General features: G+C 63.4%; 11 protein-coding genes. 8 read left to right on the top strand and 3 right to left on the bottom strand.

Annotated features, from left to right (window positions below):
• The first annotated feature begins 41 nt into the window (after positions 1–41).
• The 4 genes from HMPREF2971_RS07785 (at position 42) to mutM (ending at position 2,743) form a co-directional block, all read left to right on the top strand.
• Positions 42–650: a YceD family protein gene (locus HMPREF2971_RS07785; RefSeq protein WP_070692309.1), complete on the top strand. Its 609-nt coding sequence runs from the start codon at positions 42–44 to the stop codon at positions 648–650.
• Positions 651–680: 30 nt separating this feature from the next.
• A complete protein-coding gene (rpmF, locus tag HMPREF2971_RS07780; RefSeq protein ID WP_005505656.1) occupies positions 681–884 on the top strand; it encodes a 50S ribosomal protein L32 in 204 nt (67 codons plus the stop codon).
• 16 nt (positions 885–900) lie between these two features.
• A complete protein-coding gene (gene rnc / locus HMPREF2971_RS07775) occupies positions 901–1,590 on the top strand; it encodes a ribonuclease III (RefSeq protein WP_005508108.1) in 690 nt (229 codons plus the stop codon).
• Positions 1,591–1,666: 76 nt separating this feature from the next.
• Positions 1,667–2,743 carry a bifunctional DNA-formamidopyrimidine glycosylase/DNA-(apurinic or apyrimidinic site) lyase gene (gene mutM, locus HMPREF2971_RS07770; protein ID WP_070692306.1) on the top strand — a complete coding sequence of 359 codons (1,077 nt, stop codon included), beginning with the start codon at positions 1,667–1,669 and terminating at the stop codon, positions 2,741–2,743.
• 120 nt (positions 2,744–2,863) lie between these two features.
• Here the strand turns inward: mutM and HMPREF2971_RS07765 are convergent, their stop codons facing one another.
• The 3 genes from HMPREF2971_RS07765 to HMPREF2971_RS07755 form a co-directional block, all read right to left on the bottom strand.
• Complete coding sequence (locus HMPREF2971_RS07765) at positions 2,864–4,120, bottom strand: NAD-dependent epimerase/dehydratase family protein (protein WP_070692303.1); 1,257 nt, start codon at positions 4,118–4,120, stop codon at positions 2,864–2,866.
• A gap of 33 nt (positions 4,121–4,153) precedes the next feature.
• On the bottom strand, positions 4,154–7,171 hold the full coding sequence (locus tag HMPREF2971_RS07760; RefSeq protein WP_070692300.1) for an alpha/beta fold hydrolase: 3,018 nt from the start codon (positions 7,169–7,171) through the stop codon (positions 4,154–4,156).
• Positions 7,172–7,255: 84 nt separating this feature from the next.
• Positions 7,256–8,308 carry a 3-oxoacyl-ACP synthase III gene (locus HMPREF2971_RS07755; protein WP_049352453.1) on the bottom strand — a complete coding sequence of 351 codons (1,053 nt, stop codon included), beginning with the start codon at positions 8,306–8,308 and terminating at the stop codon, positions 7,256–7,258.
• A 324-nt stretch (positions 8,309–8,632) separates the two neighbouring features.
• On the opposite strand from HMPREF2971_RS07755, the gene HMPREF2971_RS07750 reads away from it, so the two are divergent.
• From HMPREF2971_RS07750 to lgt, 4 genes are all read left to right on the top strand, one after another.
• A complete protein-coding gene (locus HMPREF2971_RS07750) occupies positions 8,633–11,947 on the top strand; it encodes a chromosome segregation SMC family protein (protein ID WP_083314100.1) in 3,315 nt (1,104 codons plus the stop codon).
• A gap of 326 nt (positions 11,948–12,273) precedes the next feature.
• Positions 12,274–13,608, top strand: coding sequence for a tryptophan synthase subunit beta (trpB, locus tag HMPREF2971_RS07745; RefSeq protein WP_070543708.1), 1,335 nt, complete (start codon positions 12,274–12,276; stop codon positions 13,606–13,608).
• Entirely contained in the window at positions 13,608–14,462 is an 855-nt protein-coding gene (gene trpA, locus HMPREF2971_RS07740; RefSeq protein ID WP_070543707.1) for a tryptophan synthase subunit alpha, read from the top strand. Before trpB ends, trpA begins: the two co-directional genes overlap by 1 nt.
• Positions 14,462–15,478 carry a prolipoprotein diacylglyceryl transferase gene (lgt, locus tag HMPREF2971_RS07735; RefSeq protein ID WP_083314097.1) on the top strand — a complete coding sequence of 339 codons (1,017 nt, stop codon included), beginning with the start codon at positions 14,462–14,464 and terminating at the stop codon, positions 15,476–15,478. The genes trpA and lgt overlap by 1 nt, the downstream gene beginning before the upstream one ends.
• Positions 15,479–15,723: the final 245 nt, after the last annotated feature.

The following is a 15,723-nucleotide window of genomic DNA, read 5'->3' as shown; positions in this document are numbered from 1 at the left end:
CCACTTAAAGAGATTTAAAAGGCGCTTAATCTTGATTAACGGTGCGAATGACCCCTAGAATGGGACTTTGGTTTATACATTTCGTAAGGAGAAACGCCATTTCACGTGCAGACGCATCGCCGCTGGTTGTATCAGTCACTAACCTGATTCACCGCCCCGGCACCATGGAAACTCTCACTGAGGTTCTGCCCGCACCGGCAGACCTGGGTAACACGCTCATCGGCGTGGAAGAGGGTTCGGATATTGACCTCGATATTCGTATGGAGTCTGTTGTTGATGGTATCCTAGTTACCGGCTCCGTCGTTGTGGATGTACACGGCGAGTGTAGCCTCTGCTTGGATCCGATTGATTACGAGATGTCGGCCAATATTCAAGAGCTTTTCGTCTTTGAGAAGGCCCCGGCTGGCGGCCCCGAAGACGAAGTAGATGAGCAGTACGCCGTTGAGGATGATTCCATCGACCTTGAACCGGCTCTGCGGGACGCAGTAATCCTTCAACTGCCGTTCCAGCCTGTTTGTAGGGACACCTGCCAGGGTCTGTGCGCCGACTGCGGTGCGCGCCTAGAGGATGACCCCGGGCATCATCACGAGGTGTTGGATCCGCGCTGGTCGGCCCTACAGGGCCTGCTCGGTGCAGATACCGAAAACTAAATTGTTGTTACTAGAGATTGTGAGATAGCTGTGGCTGTTCCCAAGCGCAAGATGTCCCGCGCTAACACCCGCGCACGCCGTTCCCAGTGGAAGGCATCCGTGCCCCAGCTGGTTAAGACCGTTGAAAACGGTCGCGTGACCTACAGCCTGCCCCACCAGGCAAAGGTTGTAACCGACGCTGCAGGCAACGCCCTGTTCCTGGAGTACAAGGGCCGTAAGGTTGCAGACGCCTAAGAAGCGGTGAATCCTTATGACTGAATTTCCTAGTGTTGATACTAGGGAGTTGCGTAAACGTCTCGGAGTCGATATCGACGCCGAGACGTTTTTGCTATCCCTAACCCACCGCTCCTACGCCTTCGAGAACCCCGGAGTGGAGCATAACGAGCGCCTGGAGTTCCTGGGCGATTCGGTGCTTTCCCTGGCGATCGCTGAAGAAGTGTACCGGCGCTACCCCGACCTGCCCGAGGGCGAGCTCGTGAAGCTGCACCACGTGGTGGTGTCTACGGTGGCGTTGGCGAAGGTGGCGCGCGACCTGGATCTGGGCAGGTACATCCTGCTCGGTAAGGGCGAGATTCACACCGGCGGCGCCGATAAGGACTCGATCCTTGCCGACACCATGGAAGCGATTTTCGGCCTGACCTACCTGGAGTGCGGTCGCGAGGCGGCTCGTGACCTGGTGCTGCGCCTGATTGCGCCGCTGCTCGATGATGAGAAGGTCCTGAACTCTGGACGCGACTGGAAGACCGAGCTGCTAAACCTCGCCACCGCCCGCGGTTGGGGAGACGTGCGCTACGAGGTCACCGGCGAGGGTCCCGACCACGCGCGCGTGTACACTGCGGTCGCTATCGTGGCGAACCAGCAGACCGGTACCGGTGTGGGTCCGAGCAAGAAGGAAGCGGAGCGCCTTGCCGCTGAGCAGGCGTACCGCGTTCTGGTTTAGGCTCATTCAATCATCCTGCAGGTCTGCTAGATTTGTGGGGCTCTTGATCCTGCAATCCCGTTGAGGGGAGTAATTCATGCCCGAACTGCCCGAGGTAGAAACCGTTCGCGCGGGTATCGCTGACCATTCCTTGGGTCGCCCCGTGGGGGCGGTACGCGTGGTCGATGCCCGTTCGCTGCGCAGGCACCTGCCCGGTCCCGCCCACTTTGAGGCGGCACGGACCGGCAGGGCGTTGCGCGGTGCCTACCGCCGCGGCAAGTACCTGTGGCTGACCCTGAGCGAGGCGGACGGCACGCTTGCCGACGAGGCGCTCGTGGTGCATCTGGGCATGAGCGGTCAGCTGCTCGTGCGCGATGAGCCGGACGGAGTTTCCGGTAGTGATTCGGAGGCGCGTGCGGCCTTTGATGAGCAGCCGCGGCACCTGCGCGTGGCGCTAGAACTAGGACCGGCGGGAGCTACCAGCACTGCGGGAGCTACCGGTAGCATGGTGAGCGCCAACCGGGCGAGCACCGGGCAGCGCTTGCTCTTCGTAGATCAGCGCATCTTCGGCGGCATGTTCCTCAGTCCGCTGGTGCCGGACGTACCCGCAACGGTTGCAACGAATGAAGCAGCGGCGGGTGAAGCAATGTCCGAGGGCGGCACCGATTTTAGCGCCGTACCCGAGTGTTTTCTGGTTCCGGAAGCGGTCAAGCACATTGCCCGCGACCCGCTGGACGAATTCTTCGACCCCGCAGCGGTGCGCCGCAAGTTCCTGCGCACCTCCAGCGGCATTAAGAAGGTGCTGCTGGACCAGTCGGTGATCTCCGGCGTGGGCAATATCTACGCCGACGAGGCGCTGTGGCGTGCACGGTTGCACTACGCGAAGCCCGCACGCACCCTCAGCGCCACCCAAACCCGCGAACTGCTGGAGGCGGTCACCCAGGTGCTGCGTGAGTCCCTGGCGGCTGGCGGCACAAGCTTCGACGCCCTGTACGTGAACGTGCTCGGGGAGTCGGGCTACTTTGAGCGCTCGCTGAACGCCTACGGTCGTGCAGGGGAGCCCTGCCACCGTTGCGCGGAGGCGGGCCGCACAACCCTGATGGTGCGCGAACCGTTCCAGAACCGTTCATCTTACCGTTGCCCGCACTGCCAGCGGGCGCCGCGTTCTCGCTAGATAAAGGCTCACGCTAGATATGCGAATGACGGCGTAGCTACGTTCCTCCCATAGGGGGATGTAGCTACGCCGTCATCCGTTTAAAGCTGGGTTAGGAAAACCCACTCGAAAAGAAGCAACTTAGCGGCTGTACCTGTCGCCGTAGAACAAGCCCAGACGCTCGTAGCCTTCCTCAATCGACACGGCGGGCTCCCACTGCAGAAGCTCACGGGTGCGGCGCTGATCAAACCAGTGTGCGGTCGACAGCTGCTCGGCGAGGAACTCCGTCATCGGCGGCTCATCACCGGCGGTCACGTTCTTCGGCAGACGCTCCCAGACGCGCTCAATGACCTTACCCGCCAGGGCCGCAACCTTTGCCGGAACCGAGAAACGCGGGGCGGGAACGCCCACCGCCTCACAGAAACCACCCAGGAGCTCAGCGATAGTGCGCGGCTGACCGTTCGTCACCACCAGCGCCTTACCCGCAAAAGCGTCGAGGCGCTGATAGCCGCGCACCAGCGCATCCGCGGCGTTATCAATGTAGAGTGTGTCAATTAGGCCCGTACCGCCCGAAAGCAGCGGCAGGCGCCCGGCGGCGGAACGCTCCAGAATACGCTCGACCAGCTGGGTATCGCCCGGACCCCACATCAGGTGAGGACGCAACGCACCCACGCGCAAAACCCCGCCACCGGGCAGGGCAGTGCCGTTCGCCTCCAGCGCCAGAAGCTCAGCGGCAGCCTTCGAACGCGCATAGTTACCGCGCGCATGCTCCGGGGACGCCACGCCGGCACCATCACCCACAATCGCCGCGCCGGCATGAGCCACCGACGGCGAGGAAATGTACAGGAACGAACCCACCGAATGGTTCAGTGCCGCCTGCAACAGGGTGCGGGTGCCCTCAATATTGATGCGCTCATAATCAGCCCACTCGCCGCTGACCGAAACCTTCGCCGCGGCATGCACCACACCGTTCACGCCGGTCATCGCCAGATCCACAGCCTGCGCGTTCTTAATATCGCCGCGCACCTGCTCAAAACGCGGGCGAATCGAATCGGGCAGAAGCGCCGCAATGCCCGAATCACCACGCTGAAAAACGCGCACATCATAGCCTGCACGCAGCAACGCCAGAACGCTCTCACGACCCAGCAGGCCGCTCGCACCGGTAAAGAGGATGCGCTCGCCAATACGCGGCGCGAAATCGGGCTCCTCAATCGGGCGCAGCGAACGCGGGGCGGGGTCGGTGTAGCGTGCCGCCAAAGGCTGCGCAGGCTTGCGGAACCGCGCCGTCGGGGAAGTCACCGCATGCGAAGTTGACAGGCGGGACCCAGACGGGCGGGACGCAGACTGGCGGGGTGCGGGCTCGTGGGAAGAGGACTCACGCGAAGAATGAGGGGACATCATACTCCTTAGACTTAGGGATCCGGCAGGTGCTTACGCCCCCGCAAGGACCTTCGACGCCCACTCACCCAGGGCGGGGCGGTCAATCTTCGAATTGTGGCGAATATCGGTCGGATGCTCGTGCACCACCAGCACCGCGGCAAGCTCCACGCCGGTATCTTCGGCAACCTTCTGACGCACCAGCTGCGACAGCTCGAAGGGCGCCACGCCCTCCGCAATGGGGAAGCGGCGAGCGCCGGGCACGCGATCGAGCAGAGCACGCTTGAGACCCGACGCCGACTGGCGCGCCTCCAGAGCGGCAGTATTTGCGGAAGCTTCAATGACCAGCACCGGTGCGGCAGTACCGGCAGGACCCACCGCCACCAGGGCGGCGCGGCGCACCTCGGGCAGGGACTCGGCGGACTGCTCAGCCGCAACCGGGGTCAGCACACCCTGCGAAGTCAGCAGCACGTGCGCGAGGCGACCCTCAACCCACAGGCGACCCGAAGCGTCCAGGTGCCCAACGTCACCGGTATGATGCCAACCCGGGGTGCTAATGGACTGCTCCTCAGTCACCCACAGGGTGTCGTAGCGGTCCTTCACATGCGGTGCCGACACCAGAATCTCACCGGTCACACCCGGCTCATGGGTCAGCTCATCCGCCACCGAACCGTCCTGCAGCAACGGCGCAATAGCCACCGCCGCACCGTACACCGCGAAACCAACGCACACGCCGTCACGGGCGAACGGGTCAAGCACCTCACCGGCAGCATTCGGGGTACCCTCAGCAATCGCCTGGCGAATCATCTCGAAAGACACATCGGTCACCGGCAGACCCTCGGTCATGCCGTACGGGGTGTGCAGGGAGGCATTCGGCACCAGGGCGGAGAGCGCCTCCAGTAGCGGCACGGGAATCGGCGCGCCAGCACTCAGCACGGTCTGAACCTTAGCCAACGCCGCACGCTGCTCAGCGTTCAGCTCATCGGCAGTCGCCACCACATTCACCAGGGCGGCGGGGGATGCAAACACGACCGACGCATCAATAGCCGCCGCAGCCGACGCCAATGCCGAAGCCGTCAGGGTCTTCGGGCGGGTCACATCCATCGTCGGGGTCACGCTGGTAGCCCCCAGCGCCGGGCCCAACAGCGCAAACGGCGCGAAGCCAGCCACCAGGCCGCTACCGGGCGCAAAACCGTACGTATTAGCAATGGCGTCGCGCATACCCGCCAGCTGACGCTGCGTGTACACCACACCCTTAGCCGGGCCGGTCGAACCGGAGGTGTACAGCACCGCCGCATCAGCACCCGGCACGGGGGAGGGGAACTCCACCACGGTCGGGGTGGGCACCGGCGCACCCGGAGTACCGTCAGCGGCGGGCGCGGTAAACACCGAACCGGCAACACCCAACAGCTTCTCCTGCACCGAACCCAGCGGCTCCACAGAAATACGCACGCCAGGCCACAGCAGGGTACGGGCGGCACTCAGAGCGGCGGGAATACCCACCAGGAAGCTCGGGTTAGCGCCCTTCAACGCGCGAGTCAGACCCGGCAGACCCAGGCCGGTATCAGCCACCACGATGACCGCGCCGAGCTTCATGCAGGCGTAAATCAGAGTGGTCAGGCGAGCCCCCGGAGGCACCATCAGGTTCACGCGGTCACCCGGGCGCACACCCAGGGCGTGCAAGCGGGTTGCGGCGGCGTTGACCTGCTGATTCAGCTCAGCCCAAGTCAGGGTCACGGACACGGAGGTGCCGTCACCCTTGGGGTCCATGTCCACCACGGCGGTGGAGGCGTCGTCGGCGCGTTCGGTGAGGGCCGCGAGCATGGGGCGGAACGCCGCGGGAACGGTACCATCAGCGGCGGTGCCCTCAGCACCCTCAACAGCGCCCTCGCCAGCGACTAGACCGTGGCGGCGCGCGCGGGCGGCACGATGCTCCGCCTCCGCATTACGCGCCGGAACCTGCACGCCGTCCTCCAGCGTGCCGAAGGTCTGCGCAAGCCACGAAATCATGGGGGTGGCAATGTCATAATCCTCAATGACCAGGTGCGACGCCTTCTCGTAGCGGTGCACCTTCGCCTGCGGCATGCGCTCCATCAGATCGAACAGGTAGCGGCGCTGGAACACCGGGTCCTTCGTGCCCCACTGGAAGAACGCGGGCACATCCAGGCCGCGAATCTGCTCGGCAATACGCTGCATCGGCGTATAGGAAGGAATATCGGTGCCGGTCGGAATATCGCCCACAAAATTACGCACACCCTCACGCCACGCCGAATGAGTGTACGGCGCACGGTACGTACGGTAAATCGCCTCATTCAGCGGGCTCGGGTACAGGCGCTTGGGCTGCTTGCCCACCGGCTGCGGCAGGGCACCATCAAGCGCGCCGGCACCGGCAGAACCCGGCGCGGGCAGGCGGCCCTCATTCTGAGCCAAACCCAAGGTCACATCAATAAATGCGGTCGAATCGTGAGTACCCCACTCGTGCACTCCCAACGCCAGGCGCAGGGCGGCAGGGATATTCTCAATGCCGTCATGGTAGACCGCGGTGTTCGTCAGCATCACGCCCGAAAGAATCTCGCGATGCTCCAGCGCCCAACCGAAGGACACCAGCCCACCCCAGTCGTGAGCGAGGGTCACGACCGGCTTATCGGTCTCATCCAGACCGAGTGCCTTCGTGAAATCACCCAGGTCAGCAATACGGTCGGTCAGGGAGCGGCGCTCACCCTCCAAATCCAGGTGGGTGCGCTCCGAATAACCCATATCAATCTGATCAACCGCAACCACACGCCACGGGGCGCGCTCATTCACGCCCGCATCCAGCACGGTACGCCACAGGTACGACCAGGTCGGGTTACCGTGCACGCACAGGATCGTGCCAATCGGCTCCAAACCCTGCTCGACCAGCACCGGAAGGTTATCCAGGTAGTGCCAGCGGCGCGCGCCAGCCTGCTGCGCCCGCTGCTCAATGGGGGCGGTGGTGGGCACCTCCAGAAGGTGGGAGTAGCGCGGGTTCACGCCCGCCCATTCCTCCGGGTTATACGGGGGCTGAGCCTTAGGGAAGTTCAAATGGCGCATGCTGGGAATCCTTCCGGATCGAATCGGTGAATGTCTACCGCACAGAGGTTAAGGGCTGCCGGCTAAGGGCTGCTGGCTAACGGGTTACCACTGAATCTCAAGCAGGGCAGTGTTCAGGCCAGAACCCACACCCATGCACAGAATACGGTCGCCCTTCGTGTAGGTCGGCGCGCACTCGGCGAGAGTCATCGGCAGAGCCGCCGCAGCCACATTGCCCCACTTCGGGAAGGTCAAGGGGATGCGCTCACGCTCAATACCGACCGCCTCAATAATGGCGTTTGTGTGGGCGTTAGAAATCTGATGGGTCACGTAGGAGGTCATATCGTTCCACTCCCAGCCGTCCTGATGCGCCTGCTCCCACGCCTGCGCCACCAGCTCCAGACCGTGCTTGAGCAGGCCCTCAGCGTCAGTGTTCATGCCCTGATCCGCCTCGCCACCGATGCACAGGTTACGGTGCTCAGTGCCCGCGCGGGACACCGAACCGACGATGCGGTGACCCTCCGGGTGGCGGTCAGCACGGCCAATCACAGCCGCCGCCGCACCCGAACCGAGGGTCAGGGTCGCAAACTGAGCCAGCACATCCTCGCGGGTCGAATCGGGGTTGTTCAGGATGCGCACCGCGGTACGGTGCCACGGGGAGGGGTCCTCGCCAGCGACAATCAGGGCGTAGTCGATAGCGCCCGCATCAATCATGGTGGAGGCGACAGTCATCGCGTTCACAAAGCCCAGGCAGGCATTCGTAATATCGAAGTTCAGGGCGTGACGCGGCAAATCCAGGCGGTCGTGCACACCCACCGAAACGGCGGGCTCAAAGTTATCGCGAGTCACCGAAGCATTAATCAGCAGGCCAATCTGGGAACGGTCAATACCCGCCTGCTCGATAGCCTTCTCGGCTGCGGCAACCACGCCGTCCTCGAAGGTCTGGCCCTCAGCCCAACCGCGGCGAGTGCTAATACCGGCTAGACGCTCCAGCAGGCCCTTCGGCATGCGCAGACGCTTATAGGTTTGGGCCAGCTGCTCATCGAAGTAGTCGCTCGTGACGACCTCCGGAGGCAGCTCATGGGTAATAGACAGCAGAGCTGCGTTAGCGTGGCGAATGTCAGAGTTTGTGCCGACCTTATCGGCGGATGCATTCATCAATGGTGTGGCCCTTGTAAATAGAAGTCAGTGGGATACATAGAAAAACGCGGGGATGCGAACAGCGGCCCCGCAGAATTCGTGATGCTCATTCCAATCTACCGCACCGACCGGGCGAACCCGTATCCGTAGACCCAATATGAACGCGCCCGTTCACCCCGCGCGTAAGATGATGCACAATGAGGAACTTTGAACCCCCTTCCCCCCGTGCACGTTCACGCCGCCCGCCCGCCGCACCGCGTACACTAGAGGGATGCCGCCACGCACCACAGAACGTGCCCGGCACACACCAGTTCTTCTGCAGAAAGGCCCCTTGTGCACCTGATGTCGCTGACCCTGCGCGGGTTCAAGTCTTTCGCCTCCGCAACCACTTTTGAGTTCGCCCCCGGCATTAACGCGGTGGTCGGACCCAACGGCTCCGGCAAGTCCAATGTGCTGGATGCGCTCGCCTGGGTTATGGGCGAGCAGGGCGCTAAGAGCCTGCGCGGCGGCAGCATGAAGGACGTTATCTTCGCGGGCTCCGGCGAGGCCGGTTCAGGCGACGGCGCCCAGCGTGCACCCCTGGGCCGCGCCAAAGTCACCCTGACTTTCGATAATTCTGACGGCACCCTCAGCATTCCCGCTGATCGGGTGCAGATTTCGCGCACCATGTTCCGCTCCGGCGGCAGCGAGTACGAGATTAACGGCTCCCCGGCGCGTCTTGCTGACATTCAGGACCTGCTCTCGGAGGCGGGTCTGGGTCAGCAGATGCACGTGCTCGTCGGCCAGGGTCAGCTGGATGCGGTCCTGCACGCCACCGCGCAGCAGCGCCGCGACATGATCGAGCAGGCGGCGGGCGTGGTCAAGTACCGCCGCCGCCAGGAGAAGACCAGCCGCAAGCTGGAGTCTGTGGCATCGAACGTTACCCGCCTGAGCGACCTGGTTGCCGAGCTGGATTCGCAGCTGCAGCCGCTGAGCGAGCAGGCAGAATCCGCCGCGACCGCGCGCCAGCTGCAGGCGCGCATCCGCCAGCTGGAGGCGGTACTTTTGGCTCGTCAGCTGGGTGTTCTGCAGGCTGAGCAGGCGCAGGCACTCGCCTCCGAGGCGGAAGGTACCCGCCGCGCCGAAACCCTGAAAGAACAGCTGGAGGCGGCGCGTGCAGCGTCCACGAAGCATCAGCAGGAGCAGAACCGCCTGAACGCCGAGGTCACCGCCTGCCAGAAGGCTGTGTCGACCCTGCGCGAGTCCGCCGCGCGCGTGCGCACCGTGCAGTCCATTGCCGCCGAGCGCGTGCGCACCTACCGCGTGGAGCTGACCGAGGCGACCGCCGCCGCCCGCGCCGGATACGAACGCGCCCTGGAACTGCTGGAGGAACGCCGCGAAGAGGCAGCGCGCGCGGTGGAAAACTACGCCAGCTTTGAGGAACGCTACGATGCGGCGCTGAAGAACGTTGAGAAGGCGGCATCCGAGGTTGCGCAGACTGAGCGCGCCTCGGGTGAGGCGGCGCAGTCTCGTGCCCGCGCGCAGGCCCAGCTGGATGCCGCCCGCGCCGCTGCGGTGGAGGCGACCCGCGCCTACGCGGCGGCGGCTGAGCGTGCCGCAACCCTGCGTGAGGCGCTGGGTCAGAGCCTGGGTGAGGCGCCCGCCGAGCCCGGCGCTGAATCTGCCGAGGCGGTGTTCGACCCCGAGACCGGCGAGCTCATGGATCCTTCGAACGAGGGCGCGAGCCTGCCGCGCGTGCTGGATGCCGTGCAGATTGACCCCGAGTATGCGCGTGCGGCGTCTGCTGCGCTGACCTCGCTGGCGACCGCGGCGTTGAGCGTGCCGGTTGAGGGTGCCGAGGTGTCGCAGCTGCGCGGTGATCAGGGTGATGAAAGCAGTGAATCTGCCGCGAAGGAACTTTCAACAGAACTGCCCGAAACCACCCTGCCCGAACCCTGCGCCACCGAGCTGCGTGAGCTGGGTATCCGCCCCGCAACCGAGATGATTGAACCGCTCAGTGAGGATGCCGCCGCACTCGCCGGCATCGACGAGCACGCCCTGGCGCGCGTCACCGCGGCGCTGAGTGAGCGCCTGGCGGGCGTGCTGTTCGCGCCGGATGCCGCCTCCGCAGAGCACGCCCTGCACCTGCTCGCAGAGAATACCCTCGCAGGTCAGCGCGCTATCTGGCGTATTTTTGACCCCGCAGGCACCGAGCACACCCGCTACAGCCTGCTCTACCCGGCTGAGGGCGCCAGCCCCCTGGAACTTGCCGCCGCATACCGCGCCGCCTCCCAGGTCGTGACCCGCACCCGCGCCGAACTGGATGAAGCCGAACAGACCGTTCAGCAGGCTCAGACCGCGGCAGAATCGGCGGTCGAAGCAGAACGTGAGGCAGCGAAGGCGGCGGGCGTGGCGAGCGCCGAGCATGCCCGCGCCCGTGCCCAGGCGGAGTCCCTGGAAGCCTCCGCACAGAACATTCAGAACGAGCGTGCCCGACTGAACGAGCGCCTCACCGCCGCGGAGGAATCCGTAGCCGAAGCGCGCACCGCCTACGAATCGGCGCGCACCCGCGAGGATTCCTACCTGGCGGGCACGGGGGAGCAGGCTCCCGCAGCAAAGATTGAGCACCGCGCCCAGCGTCTGGGTGAGGTGCTTGCCGAGCAGGTGGGCGAGCGTGAGCAGCAGCTGCACGAGCTGAGCGGCGCCCTGAAGAACGCCCAGGAGGGTCTGACCAGCACGAACGAGGAGGCGCAGGATTTGCAGGCAGCGCACGCGGCGGCGCTGACCCTGCTGGCGCGCACCCAGACGGAGGCGGCACGTGTGCAGGAGCGCGTGCAGGCGCTGGCTGAGCGTGCCCGCCTGATGACCGGTTTGACCCTGGAGCAGCTGGAGGAGGAGTACTCCGAGCAGCTGCCGGTTGATGTGCCCGCTGAGGAGGCTTCCGAAAACGTAGCCTCCGAAAACGCCGCTTCCGAAAATACTGCTACCGAAACGGCATCAGAGACTACCGAAGCTTCCACCGAGAGCGTGCGCGCTCGCCTCAAGGCAACCCGCGCCGAATTGGAGGCGCTGGGCGCCATTAACCCCCTGGCGCTGGAGGAGTACGAGGCGCTGTCTGAACGTCACGCCTACCTGAACCAGCAGATTGAGGATTTGAAGGCGACCCGCCGCGACTTGAATACGGTCATGGACGAGGTCAGCAGCCACATTGCGGAGGTGTTCACCGCCGCGATGGATGACATTAACACCCACTACCGCCGCATCTTTGAGACCCTGTTCCCGGGAGGCGAGGGCCACCTGGAGCTGGACGATCCGTCCGATCCGCTGAATTCTGGTGTGGAGATTCACGCGCGCCCGGCAGGTAAGAAGGTTAAGCGCCTGTCGTTGCTATCTGGCGGTGAGCGTTCGCTTGCTTCGCTGGCGCTGTTGATTGCGATTTATATGTCTCGCCCGTCGCCGTTCTACGCCCTGGACGAGGTTGAGGCGGCGCTGGATGACCGCAACCTCTCGCGCCTGCTGCAGGTGATTGGTGAGTTGGGGGAGCGTTCGCAGCTGATTGTGGTGACGCATCAGAAGCGCACGATGCAGATTGCGGAGACCCTGTACGGGGTGTCGATGCGCGGTGGCGTGTCGACGGTGCTTTCTCAGCAGATGGAGGAGTTGCGCGAGCTGCTGTAGCCCGCCGCGCTTGCCAGACCCTGCCCGACCCGGCCAGACCCAGCCGAGCGCCCCTGCCTCGCCGCACCTTCCCAGCGTTTAAACCTTCCCATGCGACCCGCCCATACCCGCGGGCGCACCCACCCCGGCGAACGTCACATGTCCTAGGAATGGTCATGTGCACTCCGGGGTACAGGTCACCGCCTGCGCCCGGGTACTATAGGGGGATATGTGCGAACACCGCCCACCTATTCGCGGTTGGCGTGGTGTTTCGCTGTGATCAGGCCTGATGCCCCGCCCTACCCGCGGCGCGCATCCGGCGGCAACCATCCAGGGAAGGAATAGTGATGAGCGAGAACCTGGCAGATGCTTTCCTCAACGGCGAGTCGTTGAAGAATGCCCCCGGCCCCTATTTTGGTGAGTACGGCGGGCGGTGGATGCCCGAGTCACTGATTGCCGCCATGGATGAGCTGGAGGCAACCTTTAACGAGGCGAAGAACGACCCCGAGTTCATTGCTGAGTTCCAGCGTCTTTCTGCTGAGTATTCGAACCGTCCGTCGTTGCTGACTGAGGTTCCGAAGTTCTCTGAGCATGCTGGTGCGCGTGTGTTCCTCAAGCGTGAGGACCTGAACCACACCGGTAGCCACAAGATTAATAACGTGATTGGCCAGGCTCTGCTGGCTAAGCGTATGGGTAAGACCCGTCTGATTGCTGAGACCGGCGCGGGTCAGCACGGTGTTGCGACTGCGACCGCGGCTGCGCTCTTCGGTATGGAGTGCGTGGTCTACATGGGTGAGGAAGACACTGAGCGTCAGTCGCTGAACGTGGCTCGTATGCAGCTGCTGGGCGCGAAGGTGATTGCGGTTCAGAACGGTTCCCGCACCCTCAAGGACGCCATTAATGAGGCGCTGCGCGACTGGGTTTCGAACGTTGAGAACACCCACTACCTGCTGGGTACCGCTGCGGGTGCGCACCCGTTCCCGGCGATGGTGCGTTTCTTCCATGACGCTATTGGTTCTGAGGCGCGCGAGCAGATTCTGGCTGAGACTGGCCGCCTGCCCGATGGTATTGCTGCCTGCGTGGGTGGCGGTTCGAACGCGATTGGTCTGTTCCACGCGTTCTTGGATGATGCTTCGGTTGAGATTTACGGTTTTGAGGCTGGCGGCGACGGCGTGGATACCGGCCGTCACGCGGCGACCATTACTCTGGGCCGCCCGGGCATGCTGCACGGTGCGATGACCTACCTGATGCAGGATGAGGATGGCCAGACCATTGAGTCCCATTCGATTTCTGCTGGTCTGGATTACCCGGGTGTGGGTCCGGAGCACTCCTACCTGTCCGATATTGGTCGCGTGACCTACGAGCCGGTGACTGACACCGAGGCGATGGACGCTCTGCGTCTGCTCTGCCGCACCGAGGGTATTATCCCGGCGATTGAGTCCTCGCACGCCCTTGCCGGTGCGCTGCGCGTGTGCCAGCGTTGGGCTGCTGAGGATCCGGAGGCGGCACGCGAGAAGACCATGATTGTCTGCCTGTCCGGTCGTGGCGATAAGGACATGGAGACCGCGCTGAAGTGGTTCGGTCTGGGTAAGGCGATTCCGTCCTCGACCCTGATGACCGGTAATAAGGAAGCTGCCGCATCCGCTGCACAGAACGCACAGGCTGAAAGTGAGGCTAAGTAATGAGCTACCAGGACGCTATTTCTCAGGCGGCACCTTTTACGGTGCTGGATGGTTCTTTCCCCGCTCCGAATGCGCAGTCGCCTCTGGCGGCTCGTCTGGCTGAGTGCGAGAAGCAGGGCCGCGCGGCGCTGATCGGCTACCTGCCGGTGGGCTTCCCGACCCTGGATGAGTCGATTGACGCGGCGATTGCTTTGGGCAATAACGGCGCGGACATTATTGAGCTGGGCGTGCCTTATTCTGATCCGGTCATGGATGGCCCGGTGATTCAGAAGGCGACCGGCGTGGCGCTGGAGAACGGTTTCAAGCTGTCTCAGCTGTTTGAGGCGGTCCGCCGCATTACTGAGGCTACCGACGCGGTGGTCGTCGTGATGACTTACTGGAACCCGGTTCTGGCGTACGGTGTGAAGCGTTTTGCGCGTGATTTGGCGGCTGCCGGTGGCGCGGGCATGATTACCCCGGACCTGGTGCCTGATGAGGCGTCGGCATGGTTTGAAGCGTCGAACGAGTACGGCCTGGATCGTATTTTCCTTGCCGCGCTGTCTTCGTCGCCGGAGCGTCTGGCGACCATTGCGAAGGCATCGAGTGGCTTCGTGTACGCCGTGTCGGTGATGGGCGTGACCGGTGCCCGCACCTCCGTGTCGGAGGCGGCTCGCACCCTGGTTGCGGACATTAAGGCTGCCGGTGCGCCTCGTGCGTGCGTGGGCCTGGGTGTTTCGACTCGTGCCCACGTTGAGGAGATTGGCGCGTATGCGGACGGCGTGATTGTCGGTACCGCGCTGGTGAAGGCTTTGGCTTCTGGCGGTGTTGAGGCGGTGGCTAAGCTGACCCGTGAGCTGGCGGGGCGTGAAGGCTAATGTCTGATGTGCTGTCGCTGGCGAGCGCGCCGGTAGCTAACGTGCTGGCTTCGATTCCCTCTCCGAGCGTTTCGTACCTGCAGCTGGGCCCGTTCCGTGTGCATTTCTATGCCCTGTGTATTCTGGCGGGTATGGCGGTGTGCTTGTGGCTGGGTTCTCGCCGTTGGAAGGCGGCGGGTGGTACCCCTGAGCGCGTTTTTGACGTGGCGATGTGGGCTATTCCGGCGGGCATTATTGGTGCCCGCGCCTACCATGTGCTGATTACTGACCCGGGTAGCTATTTCGGTCCGAATGTTGCTGATCCGTGGGCTTTCCTGAAGATTTGGGAGGGCGGCATCGGCATTATGGGTGCCGTGTCGGTTGGTGCGTTGGGCGCCTGGTATGGTTGCCGCCGCTACGGGATGAATTTCCCGGCTTTTGCGGATGCGGTAGCGCCGGGTATTCTGCTGGCTCAGGCGTTTGGCCGCTGGGGTAACTGGTTCAACCAGGAGCTGTTCGGCAAGCCGACGACTCTGCCGTGGGGCTTGGAGATTAGCGCGTCGAGCGGTAATTTCCCGACCCAGTATCCGGCGGGTACGCTGTTCCATCCGACGTTCTTGTACGAGTCGCTGTGGAACCTGCTGGGTGTGGCGTTGCTGCTGTGGCTGGGCCGTAAGGGAGTGCTGAAGCTGGGTCAGACCCTGTGGCTGTATGTGTTCTACTACGGTGTGGGTCGCCTCTTCATTGAGATGTTCTTGCGTATTGATACCTCGGAGATGCTCTGGGGCGTTCGTATTCACGTGTGGACTGCTCTGTTGCTGGTTCTGCTGGGTGCTGTTGGTTTTGTGGTGGCTGGTCGTCGTGCGGCGGCGAAGGCTGCTGCGGGTATTGAGCCGGCTCCTGCAGAGATCGCTCCGAAGCCTGTCGCAGATGAGCCTGCAGAGGGCGCTGAGGAGAAAGCAACTGAGAAGGCATCCAAGAAGGCAGAGCCCGCGGAAGGATCTGACTCTTCTGAGTCTTCAACTAAGAGTTCCTAACTCAATCTAAATTTCATAGAAAAACCGCCGGATGGGGGAGCGCCCCGTCCGGCGGTTTTTTGTGCCCGCTATTTGCGCTCGCTGTCTGCTTCTTGCTGGTGGATGTTCTTATGCTGGCGTGTGCTGGCGCCATGCGCGGATTTGGGCCGCTGAGAAGGCATAATAGAGATACTGCGTGTGGCGGGTGCCCATGAGGAATACGAAGCTCTGTGGAGTATGAGGCTCTTTGAAGTATGAAACTCTTC

The organism is Rothia sp. HMSC066G07, from assembly GCF_001814485.1.
GTDB lineage: Bacteria > Actinomycetota > Actinomycetes > Actinomycetales > Micrococcaceae > Rothia.
This window is presented reverse-complemented; position numbering and strand designations above follow the sequence as displayed.

What these genes read in the sequence shown, in the direction of transcription:
- HMPREF2971_RS07765 (WP_070692303.1), bottom strand. Translation starts at nt 4,120, where the DNA reads ATGTCCCCTCATTCTTCGCGTGAGTCCTCTTCCCACGAGCCCGCACCC.
- lgt (WP_083314097.1), top strand. Translation starts at nt 14,462, where the DNA reads ATGTCTGATGTGCTGTCGCTGGCGAGCGCGCCGGTAGCTAACGTGCTG.
- rnc (WP_005508108.1), top strand. Translation starts at nt 901, where the DNA reads ATGACTGAATTTCCTAGTGTTGATACTAGGGAGTTGCGTAAACGTCTC.
- HMPREF2971_RS07755 (WP_049352453.1), bottom strand. Translation starts at nt 8,308, where the DNA reads ATGAATGCATCCGCCGATAAGGTCGGCACAAACTCTGACATTCGCCAC.
- trpB (WP_070543708.1), top strand. Translation starts at nt 12,274, where the DNA reads ATGAGCGAGAACCTGGCAGATGCTTTCCTCAACGGCGAGTCGTTGAAG.
- HMPREF2971_RS07750 (WP_083314100.1), top strand. Translation starts at nt 8,633, where the DNA reads ATGTCGCTGACCCTGCGCGGGTTCAAGTCTTTCGCCTCCGCAACCACT.
- mutM (WP_070692306.1), top strand. Translation starts at nt 1,667, where the DNA reads ATGCCCGAACTGCCCGAGGTAGAAACCGTTCGCGCGGGTATCGCTGAC.
- HMPREF2971_RS07760 (WP_070692300.1), bottom strand. Translation starts at nt 7,171, where the DNA reads ATGCGCCATTTGAACTTCCCTAAGGCTCAGCCCCCGTATAACCCGGAG.
- trpA (WP_070543707.1), top strand. Translation starts at nt 13,608, where the DNA reads ATGAGCTACCAGGACGCTATTTCTCAGGCGGCACCTTTTACGGTGCTG.